The following is a 16,165-nucleotide window of genomic DNA, read 5'->3' as shown; positions in this document are numbered from 1 at the left end:
ACACTACGGGAAAAGCGGCGCCATCGTCAGCGCCTCTGTCTCGTCAATACCTAACATCAGGTTGGCATTCTGCAAGGCCTGTCCGCTTGAACCCTTGGTGAGGTTGTCGAGCGCTGCCACGACGATAGCCCGTCCTTCGAGCCGGTCCGCCACCACGCCGATATGACAATAATTCGAGCCGCGCACATGGCGCGTGCTTGGCGGCTCGCCGAACGGAAGCACCGCAATGAAGGGTTCACCCGAATAGGCGTTTTCCAGAGTTTCATGAATGACTTGCGCGTCACCCTTCACATAGGTCGTAGCGAGGATACCGCGGTTCGCCGGGATCAGATGCGGGGTGAATTGTACCTTTACCGGGCGTCCGGCAAGGGCCGAGAATTCCTGATCGAACTCGCCCAGATGGCGATGTGTGCCGCCAAGCGCATAGGCGTGATAGCCCTCGCTGAGCTCGGCATGGAGCAGGTTCTCCTTGAGGCTGCGCCCGGCCCCGGAGACGGCGCATTTGAGATCAAGGATAATGTCATCAAGGTCGATCACCCCCTCGGACACAAGGGGTCTCAGCGCATATTGCCCGGTTGCCGCATTGCATCCGGTACCGGCCACGAGCCGGGCCCGGCGGATCTCCTCGCGGTAAAATTCGGTAAGGCCGTAGACGGCCTCTTGCTGCTGCGCGAGGGCGGCGTGTTCGTTGCCGTACCATTTGGCGTAATCCTCCGGATCGCGCAGCCGAAAGTCAGCGGAAAGATCAACAATCTTGAGGTCTTGCGGAAGCGCGGCGATGACCTCCTGCGAGGTCTTGTGCGGCAGGGCGCAGAAGCACAGGTCGATCCCGGAGAAGTCGATTTCCTCCATGGTGACGAGATCGGGCAGATCGAGGTGGCGCAGGTGCGGAAACACCTGGGCGAGGCTTTGCCCGGCTTTCGAATTGCCACCCAAAGCCTTGATCTTCATGGCGGAATGGCCGGAAATCAGGCGGATCAATTCGGCGCCGGTATAGCCCGAGGCGCCGAGTATGGCGATGTTGTAGCTCATTTGCGGTATCCCGTCGGTAACATGTTGGTATCGTGTCGGTATCTCAGGCAGCCTCGAAACGGATCTCGCGGCGCAGGAACTGGGTGGCGCGGCTGCTGACCCGGGCCGGATCGCCGGTGGTTAGGAAGGCCGACTCGCCACTCCCCATCAGGGCCGGGTGCCGGGCCAGATAGTCGGCGAGGCTCTCGGCGACGAGGCTGGCCTGGCTGAACACCTGCACTTCTTCGCCCAATGCGGCCTGGAAGACTTCCTGCATCAACGGATAATGGGTGCAGCCGAGGATCGCCGCCTGCGGCAGCGGCATCTTGCGCCGCAGGGCATCGACGTGGGACCGCACCAGGGCCTCGGCGAGGATGAAATCCCCCTCCTCGATCGCATCGACCACTCCGCCGCAGGCCTGCGCCTCGACATCGACGCCGATGGCGCGGAAGGCCAGTTCACGCTGGAAGGCGCGGCTCGCCACGGTAGCGGGGGTGGCGAACAGCGCCACGTGCTGCACGGCAACCTCGCGCGGCGGCGAATTGTCGCCCCATTGCCGCTCGGTCAGCGCCTCGATCAGCGGCACGAAGACGCCGAGCACGCGTTTGCCCTCCGGCACCCAGCTTTCCTGCATCCGGCGCAGAGCCGCTGCCGAGGCGGTGTTGCAGGCGAGAATGACCAGATCGCATCCGGCATCGAACAGCCGCTGCACGGCGGCGCAGGTCAGCTCGTAGATGTCATCAGCGGTGCGCACGCCATAGGGCGCATGGGCGCTGTCCGCGAGATAGACGAAATCCACTTCCGGAAGCCGTTCCTGCACCGCCGCCCAGACGGTCAGCCCGCCAAGCCCCGAGTCGAAAATACCAACTGCCATAATATCCTCAGCCATGTTGCGGCGCGCCTGCTCCCGGCCGGGGGCAGGGCATGGTGCCGTGTCTCAGGAATGCTCTTACGCGGCTTCGCGCGGGAAATCCATCGGCAGGATGCGCTGTTCCCGCAATACGGGTTCGGCCGCCCCGCGCCGGGCGGCCGTGCGCTTTGTCACTCCGCCGCCTTCGCGGTCGCCGTGCCACCGGCACGGATTACGGCAAGCAATTCCTCGCGGCGCTTGGCAGCCTTCGCCTCGTTGGCCTGTTTGACCGGACCAAAGCCACGGATCTGCAACGGAAGTTCGGCAAGCGCGATGATCGGCGCGCGGGTGGCATCGGTGAGCAGCGGCAGCACCTCCTCCATGTCGGCCTCGTATTGCCTGATCAGCGCGCGTTCCATCTTGCGCTCGGCGGTATAGCCGAACGGGTCGAAGGGGGTGCCGCGCAGGCCTTTGAACTTGGCCATCAGACGCAGCGGTCCTTCGAGCCATTGGCCGAATTCGCGCTTCATCGGGCGGCCATCGGGCCCGTCCTTGGAAATAATCGGCGGCGCCATGTGGAAGGTCATCTTGAAATCACCGTCAAACTCGGCGCGGGCCTTGTCGCGGCTGGACAGCAGTAGGCGGGCGACCTCGTATTCATCCTTGTAGGACAGCAGCTTGTGATAGCCGACGGCGGCTGCGGCCACGACGTCGCGATCCTCGATCCGCTCCAGCAGCGCGGTATAGCGGCGCGACAGTCGCTTGCCCTGATAGGCGTTCAACTGCGCAACACGGTAGCCAATTTTTTCGTCGAGCGATTTTGGCAGGTCGATGACCTTGGGCGTGCTGAGCGCCGCAGCTTCCTGCGGATGGAGCACTGCCCAGCGCCCGATCTCGAAGGCACGCAGGTTGCGATCGACGGCAGCCCCGTTCATGCGGATCGCCTCCTGGATGCTTTCAAGGGTCAGCGGCAGCAGCCCCCGCTGCCAGGCGGCACCGAAGATCATCATGTTGGAATAGATCGAATCGCCCAGCGCCGCCTTGGCAAGGTCGGAGGCATCGAACATCGCCAGCCGGTCCTTGAGCCGTGCTTCGATGGCGAGGCTGAGCCGGTCATAGGGTAGCTGGAATTCGGTATCGCGGGTGAAGTCGCCGGTGATGATCTGATGGGAATTGACCACCGCGCCGGTGCGGCCCTGCTTGGTTAGCCCCAGCGTCTTGTGCCCGGCGGAAACCACCAGATCGCCACCGATCAGCGCGTCGGCCTCGCCGGTGGCGACGCGAATGGCGCTGATGTCAGCGGGTTTCTCGGCGAGACGGCAATGGATATGCACCGCACCGCCCTTCTGCGCGAGACCGGCCATTTCCATCATGCCCGCGCCCTTGCCGTCGAGCTGTGCCGCCTGTGCCAGCAGCGCGCCGACGGTGACGACCCCGGTGCCGCCAACCCCGGTAATCACCACGTTATGGGTGCCCTTGATGCGCGGCAGCTCCGGCATCGGCAGATCGGGAATGGTGATCTCGGTGGTCGGGTCCTTGCGGATGTTTGCGCCCTCAAGGCTTACGAAGGAAGGGCAGAAGCCCTTGAGACAGGAGAAATCCTTGTTGCAGGAGGACTGGTCGATGGCGCGTTTGCGGCCCAGTTCGGTCTCGTTCGGGACGATCGAGACGCAGTTGGATTGCACGCCGCAGTCGCCGCAGCCTTCGCAGACGTCTTCGTTGATGAACACCCGCTTGTCCGGGTCGGGAAACAGGCCGCGCTTGCGGCGGCGGCGTTTCTCGGCGGCGCAGGTCTGGATATAGACGATGGCGCTGACGCCCTGATGCTTGGTGAATGCCTTCTGGACATTGTCCATCTCGGCGCGTTCGTGAATCTCGACCCCGGTGAAGCGCTTGAGGTCCACCTCTTCCTTCTCGTCATAGACCACGGCGATGTTCTTCACGCCCATCGCCTTGAGCTCGGCCACGATGCGGTAGGCATCGAGATCGCCCTCGTTATGCTGGCCACCGGTCATCGCCACGGCGTCGTTGTAAAGGATCTTGTAGGTGATGTTGACACCCGCCGCGAGGGCGGCGCGGATCGCCTGCACGCCGGAATGGTTGTAGGTGCCGTCGCCGAGGTTCTGGAACACATGCGGCGTGGTGGAGAACGGCGCCTCGCCGATCCAGTTGGCACCTTCGCCGCCCATATGGGTGAAGCCGGTGGTCTCGCGGTCCATCCATTGCACCATGTAGTGACAGCCGATCCCGGCATAGGCGCGCGAGCCTTCGGGCACCTTGGTGGAGGAGTTATGCGGGCAACCCGAGCAGTAATAGGGCAGACGGGCGGCGATATCCTCGGCATTGTCGGCACGACGCGCTTCGTTGAGTGCGGCCAGCCCGGCGCGGATGCCATCGGTCTCGCGGCTCTCTTCGAGCAGGATACCGCCGATCTTCTCGGCGATCAGAATCGGGTCGAGCGCGCCACGGGTCGGGAACAGCTCTTCGCCATGTTCCATGCCCGCACCGCCGCCCTTGTGCCAGCCATAGACCCGGCGGTGGGTATCAGAGAACAGGGCTTCCTTGACCTGCACTTCGATCAGCTTGCGCTTTTCCTCGACCACGACGATCAGGTCGAGCCCTTCGGCCCAGTCGTGAAAGCCGTGCATGTCGAGCGGGAAGGTCTGGCCGATCTTGTAGGTGGTGATGCCGAGGCGCTCGGCCTCGTTCTCATCGATGTTCAGCAGGCTGAGGGCATGGACCAGATCGAGCCAGTTCTTGCCCGCCGCGGCAAAGCCGATCCTGGCGCCGCGTTTGCCCCAGACCCGCTTGTCCATTTTGTTGGCATGACTGAAGGCTTCGGCGGCGAAGCGCTTGTAGTCGATCATCCGCGCTTCCTGCAGATGCGGGGTGTCACCGAGCCGGATGTTGAGCCCGCCTTGGGGCATGTCGAATTCGGGCAGCACCAGCTGCATGCGCTGCGGATCGCCGTTGACGACGCTGGTGGCTTCGACCGTGTCCTTCATGGTCTTGAGCCCGACCCAGAGCCCCGAGAAACGCGACAGCGCCCAGCCGTAGATGCCGTAATCGAGGATCTCCTGCACCCCGGCGGGCGACACGACCGGCATGTAGGCATCGACCATCGCCCATTCGGACTGGTGCAGTACGGTCGAGGATTCACCGGTATGGTCATCGCCCATCGCCATCAGCACGCCGCCATGGGGCGCGGTGCCGGCCATGTTGGCATGGCGCATCACGTCGCCGGTCCGGTCCACCCCCGGCCCCTTGCCGTACCAGAGACCGAAGACGCCGTCATACTTGCCCTCCCCGCGCAGCTCCGCTTGCTGGCTGCCCCAGAGCGCGGTCGCTGCAAGGTCTTCGTTGAGGCCGGGATGGAACTTGACGTTATGCTCGGCGAGCAGCTTTTCGGCGCGGCCCATCTGCAGGTCGACCGCCCCGAGCGGTGAGCCGCGATAGCCGGTGACATAGCCTGCGGTGTTGAGACCTGCCGCGCGGTCGCGCGCCGACTGCATCATCATCAGCCGCACCAGCGCCTGTGTGCCGTTGAGCAGCACCGGGCTCTTCTCGAGGTCGAAACGGTCGGTGAGTGAAATCTTCTGCGTCGTCATGGCGGGCCTCCCTGGTCACGTCAATCTGCGGTTCGGGGAGATGATAGGTCACAATTGCTGACCTGTATAGTCGAAAATTACTCCTATCTAGGGGCAAGAACGTCACGCCTCTGTTAATCTCGTGCGATTAGGTTAGGAGAGCGCAAGTCAATGAAAGTGCCGAAAAGATGGATTGGGACAAACTCAGAATTTTTCACGCGGTCGCCGATGCCGGCAGCCTGACCCATGCGGGGGACCGGCTGAACCTGTCGCAATCCGCCGTGTCGCGACAGATTCGCGGGCTGGAGGAGCAGCTCAACACCAACCTGTTCCACCGCCACGCCCGTGGGCTGATTCTGACCGAACAGGGCGAGCTGTTGTTCGATGCGACCTCTGCCATGACCAAACGGCTCGACGCCGCCGCGGCACGTATCCGCGACAGCGAGGAAGAGGTTTATGGCGATCTGCGGGTCACCACCACCACCGGCTTCGGCACGCTCTGGCTGGCGCCGCGCCTGCCAAAGCTTTATGAGAAATATCCCGACCTGAAAGTCGACCTGATGCTCGAGGAACGGGTGCTCGACCTGCCGATGCGCGAAGCCGACGTGGCGATCCGCATGAAGGAGCCGAGCCAGGCCGATCTGATCCGCAAGCGGTTGATGTCGGTGCGCATGTGTCTCTATGCGAGCCCGAAATACCTGGCGGACAATGGCACGCCGAAGCGGATCGAGGACATCGCCGATCACCGGCTGATCTGTCAGAACACCGACAGCAACCAGGTCAGCGCCGGGCTGCACCTGGCCCAGCAACTGATGTTCAATGACGTGCGATCGCTGCTGACAGTGAACAATTACTTCGGCGTGCTGCAGGGCGTGCTGCATGACCTCGGCATCGGCGTGCTGCCCGATTACCTCACCCAGGATTTCCCCGATCTCGTACATGTGCTGCCCGAGATCGAGTCGGCGGACGTGCCCGTCTATCTCGCCTATCCCGAGGAATTGCGGCAATCGAAACGGGTTTCGGCATTCAAGGATTTCGTACAGGACGAGATCATCAGCTACCGTAAGCTGCTGCGCGACAAGCAGAACAGCTGAGCCATGCGTAAAACGCATAGCGGCCATGCTTGGCGGGATGCGGAATCTTACTTGATCGGAACGGGACGGATCCCTAATTCAGCCTCATGAAGATTGAGACGCTTCGGCGCTTCGCTTCATACCTCCCTGTTGGACTTGGCCGAGCTTTGAGCTCGGCCTTTTTTTTGAGCCGAGCTCCTCCCTCACCCCAAGCCAGATTCCCGGTATACCCCCCAGACTGCCCTCTTCTCCCTCACCGCATCGCTGCCGCACTCACTCCCTGCGCGCCATGAGTATTTTCGGCATAAAGAAATCACCCGGTTGCGCATGCACCCCCCGCCCCTTTGCCCTTTCCCCCTCAGGCGGCTTCAATTAAGAGGGGCGCGTATCTGCCACGGGGATAGAAGCATCATGACCGAACCTGCCATCACGCCTGAACTGATCGCCAGCCATGGCCTGAAGCCGGATGAATATGTCACCATTCTCGAGATCATCGGACGTGAACCGAGCTTTACCGAGCTGGGCATCTTCTCGGCCATGTGGAACGAGCATTGTTCCTATAAATCCTCGAAGAAATGGCTGCGCACCCTGCCGACCGAGGGACCGCAGGTGATCTGCGGACCCGGCGAGAATGCCGGTGTGGTCGATATCGGCGATGGTCAGGCGCTGGTCTTCAAGATGGAGAGCCACAATCACCCGTCCTATATCGAGCCCTATCAGGGTGCGGCGACCGGCGTGGGCGGCATTCTGCGCGATGTCTTCACCATGGGCGCGCGCCCGATCGCGGCGATGAACGCATTGAGCTTCGGGCGGGTCGATCATCCCAAGACACGCCAGCTTGTGCATGGCGTGGTCGAGGGCGTCGGCGGTTACGGCAATTGCTTCGGCGTGCCGACCGTGGGCGGCGAAGTGCGCTTTGATACCGCCTATGATGGCAATTGTCTGGTCAATGCCTTTGCGGCCGGTCTCGCGGATGCCGACAAGATTTTCTATTCCGCTGCCTCCGGTGTCGGCATGCCGGTGGTCTACCTTGGGGCCAAGACCGGTCGTGACGGGGTTGGCGGCGCGACCATGGCCAGTGCCGAGTTCGACGACACGATCGAAGAGAAACGCCCGACCGTGCAGGTCGGCGATCCGTTTACCGAAAAACGCCTGATGGAAGCGACGCTGGAGCTGATGGCGACCGGGGCGGTGATCTCGATTCAGGACATGGGGGCTGCGGGCCTGACATGTTCAGCGGTCGAGATGGGCGACAAGGGCAAGCTCGGCGTGCGGCTTGATCTGGAGAAGGTGCCGACCCGTGAGCTGCAGATGACGGCTTATGAGATGATGCTGTCGGAGAGCCAGGAGCGCATGCTGATGGTGCTGCGCCCCGAGCTTGAAACCGAAGCCAAGGCGGTGTTCGACAAATGGGACCTCGATTTCGCCATTGTCGGCGAGACCATTGCCGAGGATCGGTTCCTGATCCTGCACAATGGCGAGGTCAAGGCCGACCTGCCCCTGTCGAAGCTGGCCAGTACCGCGCCGGAATATGACCGGCCCCATGTCGAGACGCCCCCCGCAGAGCCGCTGGCTGATGTGCCCGGTGTGGACCCGATCGACGGATTGAAGGCGCTGATCGGCCATCCGAACTATGCCTCCAAGGCCTGGGTGTTCGAACAATATGACACGATGGTCATGGGCGATGCGGCGCGCACGCCGGGAATCGGCTCCGGCATCGTGCGGGTGCATGGCACCGTCAAGGCGATTGCCTTCACCTCGGACGTGACTCCGCGCTATGTGAAGGCAAACCCGGTCGAGGGCGGCAAGCAGGCGGTGGCGGAAGCCTATCGCAATCTCTGCGCGGTGGGGGCACGGCCGCTGGCGACCACCGACAACCTCAATTTCGGCAATCCCGAAAAGCCCGAGATCATGGGTCAGCTGGTCGGCGCGATCAAGGGCATCGGCGCGGCGGTTGCGGCGCTCGATATGCCGATCGTGTCCGGCAATGTCTCGCTCTACAACGAAACGGATGGCGCCGCGATCCTGCCGACCCCGACAATCGGTGCAGTCGGGTTGCTGCAGCACGTGGACGAGATCATCGGGACGGAAGTGCGCGAGGGCCATGTGGCACTGGTGCTCGGCGACACCGCCGGGCATCTTGGTCAATCGGCGATCCTTGCGCAGGTTTTTGGCCGCATCGAGGGCGATGCCCCTGCGGTCGATCTCGAGGCCGAGCGCCGTCATGGGGAATTCATCCGCGAGAACCGCGAGCTGATCAAGGCCTGCACCGATCTCAGCGACGGTGGTCTGGCTCTGGCCGCGTTTGAACTCGCCGAGGCAGCCGGAGTGGGCGTGCAGCTTGATGCGGGCGATACACCGACTCTGTTTGGCGAGGATCAGGGGCGCTACCTGATTGCCTGTAATTTCGATCAGGCCGAAGCTTTGATGACCGCGGCGGGTGCCGCCGGGATCACGCTGAATGCAGTCGGCAAGTTCGGCGGCGAGGCAGTGCGGTTCGGCGGCGTGGAAGCGCCGCTGGCGGAGCTGTCGGCGCTCTACCGCGGCGTCTTTGCAGAGACTTTCGCCTGAAGATCGGGCCCGGTCGGCAGGGTTTGATCACCCTGCCATCCGGGCCAGCAGGCGGGTCTTCTCGCCCTGATCATCGGGGCGGGAGATCGCGTCGGCCAGCGCCTCCAGCGAGGCGATGGAATGACCGGCGCGGAAACTGTCGACATGGGGCAGCATTGCGCGGATGCCCTGGGCTTTCGGGGCGAAACCATCCCAGCGCAGTAGCGGATTGAGCCAGATCAGCCGCCGGGCGCTGAGCTGCAGGCGCTTCATCTGACGGGACAGCTCGGCCGGGGCGTCGCGGTCGAGGCCGTCGGTGATCAGCAGCACTACCGCGCCCTGCCCCATCACCCTGCGTGACCAATCGCGGTTGAACGCCGCCAGCGAGGCGCCGATACGGGTGCCGCCTTCCCAATCCCGCGCTTCGGACCCGGCGGCGGCGAGGGCCGCGTCGACATCGCGAGTCTTGAGATGGCGGGTGATGTTGGTCAGGCGGGTGCCGAAGGTGAAGCCATGCACCTGCGCCCAGCCGCCGCGCTGTCGGTTGCTGACCGCGTGGAGGAAATGCAGCACCATGCGGGAATACTGGCTCATCGAGCCGGAAATGTCGCAGAGCACCACCAGATTGGGATAGCGCGGCCGGGGTTTCCTGAAAGCCAGCTCGTGGATCTCGCCGCCGCGGCGCAGGGCCAGCCGCATGCTGCGGCGCGGGTCGATACGCCCGATATGGGCATGGATGCCGCGCCGCGAGGGCAAGGGTTTTATCGGCAGCCTGAGTCGCGCGAGCATGCGTTTGGCAGCGGCGGTCTCCGAAAGACTCATCTGTTCGAAATCGAGGCTGCGCAGCCGTTCATTACGCGACATGGTGAGGCTGGCATCGACCTCGATCATCGTTTCTTCCCGAGGGGTCTCCGCGGTTTGATCGGGCCGAGGGACTTCGGCACCGTCGAGCAGGGCTTCGGCGGCGCGTTTCTCGGCCGGTTGCGCCGGGCGGTCCTCCTGCACGCCGCGGATCGCGGGCAGCATCGCGGCCATCATGTGTTCGAGATAGCGGGGATCGCGCCAGTAGAGCCGGAACAATTGGGCAAAGACCCGGGTCTGTTCGGGTCGGGTGACGAAACAGGCGTGCAGGGTCCAGAAGAAATCCTGCCGGTTGCTGAAACCGGCGGCGGTGACCGCGTTGATCGCGTCAATGACGCTGCCCGGCCCTATCGGCAGACCGGCGCGGCGCAGGGCGCGGGCGAAATGGGTGATGTTGCCTGCCAGTTTCGGATCGTCGGGCAGCGTCAGTGGCGAGGCTTCGCTCATGTTTCAGGCCGCCGGGGGCTCTCTGCCCCCGGACCCCCGAAGGTATTTGCGGCCAGAAGAAGAGCCGGCGGGCGCATCAGGAGGCTTCCAGACCGGCCTTGGCCTGATCGAGGATGCGTTTGGCTTCCGAACCGTGCAGCCGGGCGATGTCATCCTGATATTTGAGGATTGCGCCGAGCGTGTCTGCGATCACCTCGGGGCTGAGCGCGATCACGTCGAGGGCGAGCAGGCATTTGGCCCAGTCGATGGTCTCGGCAACGCCGGGCTTCTTGAAAAGGTCTTCGCTGCGCAATTGCTGCACGAAAGCGACGACTTCGCGGCTGAGGCTGGCTTCGGCCTCCGGGGCACGGGCGCGCAGGATTTCCATTTCGCGGGGGAAATCGGGGTAATCGACCCAGTGATAGAGACAGCGGCGTTTGAGCGCGTCGTGGACCTCACGGGTCCGGTTGGAGGTGAGGATCACGATCGGCGGAGCTTCGGCCTTGATCGTGCCGCGTTCGGGGATGGTCACCTGGAAATCGCTCAGCGCCTCGAGCAGGAAAGCTTCAAAGGGCGCATCGGTGCGGTCGAGCTCGTCGATCAGCAGAACCGGCGCGCCGCGCGCATCCGGGCGCAGCGCCTGAAGCAGCGGGCGTTCGATCAGGAATTCGTCGCTGAACAGTTCCGCGGTCAGCTGTCTGCGGTCGGCCTGATGGGTGGCCTCGGCGGTGCGGATCGCCACCATCTGCGCCGGGAAGTTCCATTCATAGACCGCCGTGGCGGCGTCGAGCCCCTCGTAGCATTGCAGGCGGATCAGCCGCCGGTCGAGCCCGGCCGCCAGCGCCTTGGCAATCTCGGTCTTGCCCACTCCGGCCTCGCCTTCGAGAAACAGCGGCCGTCCCAGCCGCAGCGCCAGGAAAACCACGGTGGCCAGGGGGCGCCCGCAGATATAGCCCTCCCCGGCCAGAAGCCCCTGGACCGCGTCGATATCGGTGATGTCGGCCATGTTCCCCTCCGGCTTTGACCCAGCGTGCATTCCTGTCGCGCCGGGTCAAGCCTTCAGCGGGTCAGGCAAGCTTGACGGGAACGCTCCCGATCGGCTCAAGATGCCGAAAACATGCGCAAAATTGGCATGAAATACGCATCGCATTACCGCATTTCTGCCGCAATGCCTGCCTATCTCTCGGCGACAGCGCGATGACGATATCGCACGAAACAGTTTGAGGACGCGGCCATGTCAGACCAGAAGCCGAGCATCGAGACATCCCTCATGGACCTGTCCAAGGCCGATTGGCTGGAGGCGATCTCGGAGATTTCCGAGGAGGACGGCTATTTCCTGTCGCTGGGCAAACGGCATTTTGCCAGTTTCATCGAAGCCGGGCCGACGCTGCTCGTCACGTTCGAGACCTTCCAGGGCATTCAGGTGCTTTCGGAGAAGGCGCAGCCGCTCGGTTGGGAAATGCTGCGCGATCATCAATGGTCGCATCTATGCCTGGCCAGCGACGGCGACACCTGGTTCCGCGACGAGGCGATCTATCGATATTTCGACCGGCTGGTCGATGACGGTTTCTTCGATGAGTTCGAGACCGTGATCTTCTATGGGGCCGGGCCCTGCGCCTATGCGGCCGCTGCCTTCTCGGTCAGCGCCCCGGCGGCGCGGGTGCTGGCGATCCAGCCGCAGGCGACGCTCGATCCGCGGCTCACCGAATGGGATGACCGCTTTACCGACATGCGGCGTGTGGATTTCACTAGCCGCTATGGCTATGCGCCGGACATGCTCGACGCGGCGGAGGCGGCTTTCGTGCTCTATGACCCGCGCCAGCGGCTCGACGCGATGCATGCGGCGCTGTTCACCCGGGGCAATGTCACCAAGCTGCGCATGCCCAACATGGGCGATGCGCTGCAGACCGATCTGCTCGACATGGGTCAGCTGGCACCACTGCTTTTGGCGCTGGCCGGGGGCGAGCTCGACGCGCTGCGTTTCGCGCAGCTTTACCAGGCGCGGCGCGACTACCTGCCCTATCTGCGCAACCTGTTGAACCTGCTCGGCGAGGCGCGGCGCGAGGGCCTGTTGCTGTTGCTCTGCGGCAATGTCACCGAACGGATGCGGGCGCCGCGGTTCCAGCGCACCCTCAATCAGCTGCAGGCGGCGCGGCAGGACCGGATCGCATAAGGCATCTGGCGCCGCTGCGGACAACATGCTAGCTGCGCGCGCATGACAATGTCCAAGAGCGATCCGATGTGCCAGAGCCTTACCATCCGCCGTCCCGACGACTGGCATCTGCATCTGCGCGATGGTGAAATGCTGGCGGCAGTGCTGCCCCATAGCGCAGCGCATTTCGCCCGCGCGATCATCATGCCGAACCTGGTGCCGCCGGTTGTGACCGGCGCCGATGCCGCTGCCTATCGCGCCCGGATCGTGGCGGCGCTGCCCGAAGGGGCCGATTTTACCCCGCTGATGACGCTCTATCTGACCGAGGATACCGATCCCGAGGATGTCGCCGCCGCGCACGCGCAGGGCCTGATCTCGGCGGTGAAGCTCTACCCCGCCGGAGCGACGACGAATTCCGCTTCCGGGGTCACCGATTTCGACAGGGTTGCGCCGGTGCTGGAGAAGATGGCCGAGATTGGTCTGCCGCTCTGCACCCATGGCGAGGTGACCGACCCGGCGGTCGATATCTTCGATCGCGAGGCCGTGTTCATCGAAAAAGTTCTCGATCCGATCCGCCGCCGCCATCCGGGGCTGCGCGTGGTAATGGAGCATATCACCACCAAGGATGCCGCCGATTACGTGCGCAGTGTCGAAACCGGGCTCGGTGCCACGATCACCACGCATCACCTGGTGATCAACCGAAACCACATTCTCGTCGGGGGCATCAAGCCGCATTATTACTGCCTGCCGGTGGCCAAGCGCGAGCAGCACCGGCTGGCGCTGCGCGCCGCCGCCACGTCAGGTGATGCGCGGTTCTTCCTCGGCACCGACAGCGCGCCCCATACCGATGCCAACAAGCTGCTGCCCTGTGGCTGCGCGGGTTGTTTCACCGCGCCCAACACCATGTCGATCCTCGCGGAGGTATTCGAGCAGGAAAATGCGCTCGACCGGCTCGAAGGCTTCGCCTCGCTGCATGGACCGGCCTTTTACGACATGGCACCCAATGAGGCGACGCTGACGCTGACCCGGAGCCCGGCACGCTACCCTGAGCAGATCGAGACGGCGGAGGGGCCTGTGACGGTCTTCGACCCGATGATGCCGCTCAACTGGTCGGTCGCCTGACAGGCCGACGAGGACTTCCGCCCGGGGCGTCGCGATGTCCCGGCACATTGCATGCAAAGGACGCAACGATGATTCCCACCAGCTATCCCTCGCCCGAAGAAATGGCCCGTCTGACCGCGCGGATGCTGCTGGAGATCAAGGCCGTGCATTTCAACGCCGAGGAGCCTTTCACCCTGGCGTCCGGCCTGCCCTCGCCGACCTATATCGATTGCCGCAAGCTGATCTCCTATCCGCGCATCCGGGCGACCCTGATGGATTTCCTCACCGTCACGGTAATGCGCAACGCGGGGTTCGAGGCGTTCGACAATATTGCCGGGGGCGAGACCGCGGGCATCCCGTTTGCCGCGATGGTGGCCGAGCGCATGGCGCTGCCGATGAGCTATGTGCGCAAGAAGCCCAAGGGCTATGGCCGCAATGCGCGGATCGAGGGCGAGATGCGCGAGGGCGAGCGGGTGCTGCTGGTCGAGGATCTGACCACCGATGGCGGTTCCAAGCTGAGCTTCGTCGATGCGATCCGCGAGACCGGGGCGAGCTGCGCACATACCGCGGTGATCTTCTACTACGGCATCTTCCCGCAGACCGAGAGGACGCTGGGTGATCACGGCGTCTCCCTGCACGCGCTCTGCACCTGGTGGGATGTGCTGGCAGAAGCCAAGGAGCAGGGTGTCTTCGATGCGCAGACGCTGGCGGAGGTCGAATCCTTCCTCAACGCGCCGCGGGAATGGCAGGAAAAACGTCAATCCTGAGCGGTAAGCCAGCGAGATATTGACGCGAGCCTGCCGGTTGAGGCAAGATATGGTGGGCGCAAGGTATCCACCGGATATCCACAAAAACATACAATTTGCGCCGAGGAATCGTGCTGTCTATGACGGCACCGGGCAGACTTGGGTGAGACAATGAACGAGATTACTTCGCTGAACGCGAACCAGATCGCCGTGCAGGCTCCGGAGACGATGCCGCATTCGATCGAGGCGGAGCAACAGCTCCTCGGTGCAATCCTGACCAACAACGACATTTACGACCGGGTCGCCTCGATCATTTCGGCCAAGCATTTCTATGATCCGGTACATGCCCGGATCTTCGAGATCGCCAGCACCCGCATTGCCAAGAACAACCTCGCCTCGCCGGTGACGCTGAAGGCGTTCATGGAGGATGACGAGGGGCTCAAGGAGCTTGGCGGTCCTGCCTATCTCGCCCGTCTCGCCGGCGCCGCGATCAGCGCTTTCGCGGTGCGCGACTACGCGCAGATGATCTATGATCTGGCGGTGCGCCGCGACCTGATCCAGCTTGGCCGTGACATTTCCGCCAAGGCGGCGCAGGTCGATGTCTCCTCCGAGCCGCGCGAGCAGATCGTCGAGGCGGAACAGCAGCTCTACAAGCTCGCCGAACAGGGTCAGGTCGAAAGCGGATTCCAGTCTTTCCTCAAGGCGGTGACCGATGCGGTCAATGTCGCCAATGCCGCCTATCAGCGCGACGGCGGCCTGTCGGGTGTCTCGACCGGGCTCATCGACATGGACAAGAAGCTTGGCGGGCTGCACAAATCCGACCTGCTGATCCTTGCCGGGCGCCCCTCGATGGGCAAGACCTCCTTGGCCACCAACATCGCCTTCAACGTCGCCAAGGCCTACAAGCGCGGTCAGTTGCATGACGGCACCGAAGGCGCGGTCGATGGCGGGGTCGTCGGGTTCTACTCGCTCGAAATGTCGGCCGAGCAGCTCGCCGCACGGATCCTGTCGGAAGCCGCTGAGATCCCGAGCCAGCAGATCCGGTCGGGGGACATGACCGAGGCGGAATTCCGTCGCTTCGTCGATGCCGCCAAGGCGCTGGAGGCCTGTCCGCTGTTCATCGACGATACCCCGGCCCTGCCGATCAGCCAGCTCGCCGCGCGGGCGCGACGGTTGAAACGGACGCATGGGCTGGATGTGCTGATCATCGATTATCTGCAGCTGGTGCGTGGCACCGGCAAATCCGAGAATCGGGTCAACGAGATTTCCGAGATCACCATGGGTCTCAAGGCGATCGCCAAGGAGCTCGACATTCCGGTGATCGCGCTGTCGCAGCTCTCCCGGCAGGTGGAAAACCGCGAGGACAAGCGACCGCAGCTGAGCGACCTGCGCGAATCCGGTTCGATCGAACAGGATGCCGACGTGGTGATGTTCGTGTTCCGCGAGGAATATTACAAGGAACGCGAGAAGCCGGGCGATCACGAGCTCGACAAGATGGCGATCTGGCAGGAAGAGATGGAACGTCTGCACGGCCGCGCCGAGGTGGTGATCGGCAAGCAGCGTCACGGTCCGATCGGCACCGTGGATCTCAGCTTCGAGGGGCGGTTCACCCGCTTTGGCAACCTTGCCAAGCCCTGGCAACAAGGTAACGATCAAGAATTCTGAGCAGCAGTGGATAAAACTGTGGAAAAACACCCGGCGACGCCGGTTCTTCAGGCGTGCGCTCAGCTTAGCGGCAGAAGCTCATGTGCATGTTTCCGCTGGGGCAGCTACCGTTCAGCGCAGTGTTCCGGCCCTTCGCAACCCTT

11 protein-coding genes are annotated in these 16,165 nt (G+C 63.5%); 6 read left to right on the top strand and 5 right to left on the bottom strand.

From position 1 onward, the window contains the following. Window positions 1-3: 3 nt before the first annotated feature. The 3 genes from argC to ACFSUD_RS03620 all read right to left on the bottom strand — a co-directional run bounded on the left by argC (window position 4) and on the right by ACFSUD_RS03620 (window position 5,469). Window positions 4-1,032 (bottom strand): N-acetyl-gamma-glutamyl-phosphate reductase, encoded by a 1,029-nt coding sequence (argC, locus tag ACFSUD_RS03630; protein WP_386371558.1) that lies wholly within the window; start codon window positions 1,030-1,032, stop codon window positions 4-6. A gap of 43 nt (window positions 1,033-1,075) precedes the next feature. Further along, window positions 1,076-1,885, bottom strand: coding sequence for a glutamate racemase (locus tag ACFSUD_RS03625; RefSeq protein ID WP_386371877.1), 810 nt, complete (start codon window positions 1,883-1,885; stop codon window positions 1,076-1,078). A 167-nt stretch (window positions 1,886-2,052) separates the two neighbouring features. Continuing rightward, the gene (locus ACFSUD_RS03620) at window positions 2,053-5,469 is read right to left on the bottom strand and encodes an indolepyruvate ferredoxin oxidoreductase family protein (RefSeq protein ID WP_386371556.1); all 3,417 of its coding nucleotides are present in this window, start codon (window positions 5,467-5,469) and stop codon (window positions 2,053-2,055) included. A 167-nt stretch (window positions 5,470-5,636) separates the two neighbouring features. Here ACFSUD_RS03620 and ACFSUD_RS03615 point away from each other — a divergent pair, with 167 nt between their 5' ends. Next, the gene (locus tag ACFSUD_RS03615) at window positions 5,637-6,542 is read left to right on the top strand and encodes a LysR family transcriptional regulator (RefSeq protein WP_386371554.1); all 906 of its coding nucleotides are present in this window, start codon (window positions 5,637-5,639) and stop codon (window positions 6,540-6,542) included. A gap of 390 nt (window positions 6,543-6,932) precedes the next feature. Beyond that, the gene (gene purL / locus ACFSUD_RS03610) at window positions 6,933-9,092 is read left to right on the top strand and encodes a phosphoribosylformylglycinamidine synthase subunit PurL (protein ID WP_386371552.1); all 2,160 of its coding nucleotides are present in this window, start codon (window positions 6,933-6,935) and stop codon (window positions 9,090-9,092) included. Between the two features lie 27 nt (window positions 9,093-9,119). Here purL and ACFSUD_RS03605 read toward each other — a convergent pair whose 3' ends face one another. Further along, the gene (locus ACFSUD_RS03605) at window positions 9,120-10,379 is read right to left on the bottom strand and encodes a vWA domain-containing protein (RefSeq protein WP_386371550.1); all 1,260 of its coding nucleotides are present in this window, start codon (window positions 10,377-10,379) and stop codon (window positions 9,120-9,122) included. Window positions 10,380-10,455: 76 nt separating this feature from the next. After that, the gene (locus tag ACFSUD_RS03600; RefSeq protein ID WP_386371548.1) at window positions 10,456-11,364 is read right to left on the bottom strand and encodes an AAA family ATPase; all 909 of its coding nucleotides are present in this window, start codon (window positions 11,362-11,364) and stop codon (window positions 10,456-10,458) included. A gap of 228 nt (window positions 11,365-11,592) precedes the next feature. Between ACFSUD_RS03600 and ACFSUD_RS03595 the strand changes: the two genes are divergently transcribed. From ACFSUD_RS03595 to ACFSUD_RS03580, 4 genes are all read left to right on the top strand, one after another. Then, window positions 11,593-12,531 carry a phosphoadenosine phosphosulfate reductase gene (locus tag ACFSUD_RS03595; protein ID WP_386371546.1) on the top strand — a complete coding sequence of 313 codons (939 nt, stop codon included), beginning with the start codon at window positions 11,593-11,595 and terminating at the stop codon, window positions 12,529-12,531. 66 nt (window positions 12,532-12,597) lie between these two features. Then, window positions 12,598-13,632 carry a dihydroorotase gene (pyrC, locus tag ACFSUD_RS03590; RefSeq protein ID WP_386371875.1) on the top strand — a complete coding sequence of 345 codons (1,035 nt, stop codon included), beginning with the start codon at window positions 12,598-12,600 and terminating at the stop codon, window positions 13,630-13,632. A 68-nt stretch (window positions 13,633-13,700) separates the two neighbouring features. Further along, a complete protein-coding gene (locus ACFSUD_RS03585; RefSeq protein WP_386371544.1) occupies window positions 13,701-14,378 on the top strand; it encodes an orotate phosphoribosyltransferase in 678 nt (225 codons plus the stop codon). A 150-nt stretch (window positions 14,379-14,528) separates the two neighbouring features. Then, window positions 14,529-16,022 carry a replicative DNA helicase gene (locus ACFSUD_RS03580; protein WP_386371542.1) on the top strand — a complete coding sequence of 498 codons (1,494 nt, stop codon included), beginning with the start codon at window positions 14,529-14,531 and terminating at the stop codon, window positions 16,020-16,022. Window positions 16,023-16,165 lie beyond the last annotated feature (143 nt).

Source organism: Sulfitobacter aestuarii (genome assembly GCF_042685005.1).
Taxonomy (GTDB): Bacteria; Pseudomonadota; Alphaproteobacteria; order Rhodobacterales; family Rhodobacteraceae; genus Sulfitobacter; species Sulfitobacter aestuarii.
Note: the sequence above shows the minus strand (reverse complement) of the source record. Positions and strands in the feature narration are given on the sequence as shown.

Excerpts from the sequence above, each read along its gene's own strand:
- argC (WP_386371558.1), bottom strand. The coding sequence starts at position 1,032 with ATGAGCTACAACATCGCCATACTCGGCGCCTCGGGCTATACCGGCGCC.
- purL (WP_386371552.1), top strand. The coding sequence starts at position 6,933 with ATGACCGAACCTGCCATCACGCCTGAACTGATCGCCAGCCATGGCCTG.
- ACFSUD_RS03620 (WP_386371556.1), bottom strand. The coding sequence starts at position 5,469 with ATGACGACGCAGAAGATTTCACTCACCGACCGTTTCGACCTCGAGAAG.
- ACFSUD_RS03595 (WP_386371546.1), top strand. The coding sequence starts at position 11,593 with ATGTCAGACCAGAAGCCGAGCATCGAGACATCCCTCATGGACCTGTCC.
- ACFSUD_RS03605 (WP_386371550.1), bottom strand. The coding sequence starts at position 10,379 with ATGAGCGAAGCCTCGCCACTGACGCTGCCCGACGATCCGAAACTGGCA.
- ACFSUD_RS03580 (WP_386371542.1), top strand. The coding sequence starts at position 14,529 with ATGAACGAGATTACTTCGCTGAACGCGAACCAGATCGCCGTGCAGGCT.
- ACFSUD_RS03615 (WP_386371554.1), top strand. The coding sequence starts at position 5,637 with ATGGATTGGGACAAACTCAGAATTTTTCACGCGGTCGCCGATGCCGGC.
- pyrC (WP_386371875.1), top strand. The coding sequence starts at position 12,598 with ATGTGCCAGAGCCTTACCATCCGCCGTCCCGACGACTGGCATCTGCAT.
- ACFSUD_RS03625 (WP_386371877.1), bottom strand. The coding sequence starts at position 1,885 with ATGGCAGTTGGTATTTTCGACTCGGGGCTTGGCGGGCTGACCGTCTGG.
- ACFSUD_RS03600 (WP_386371548.1), bottom strand. The coding sequence starts at position 11,364 with ATGGCCGACATCACCGATATCGACGCGGTCCAGGGGCTTCTGGCCGGG.
- ACFSUD_RS03585 (WP_386371544.1), top strand. The coding sequence starts at position 13,701 with ATGATTCCCACCAGCTATCCCTCGCCCGAAGAAATGGCCCGTCTGACC.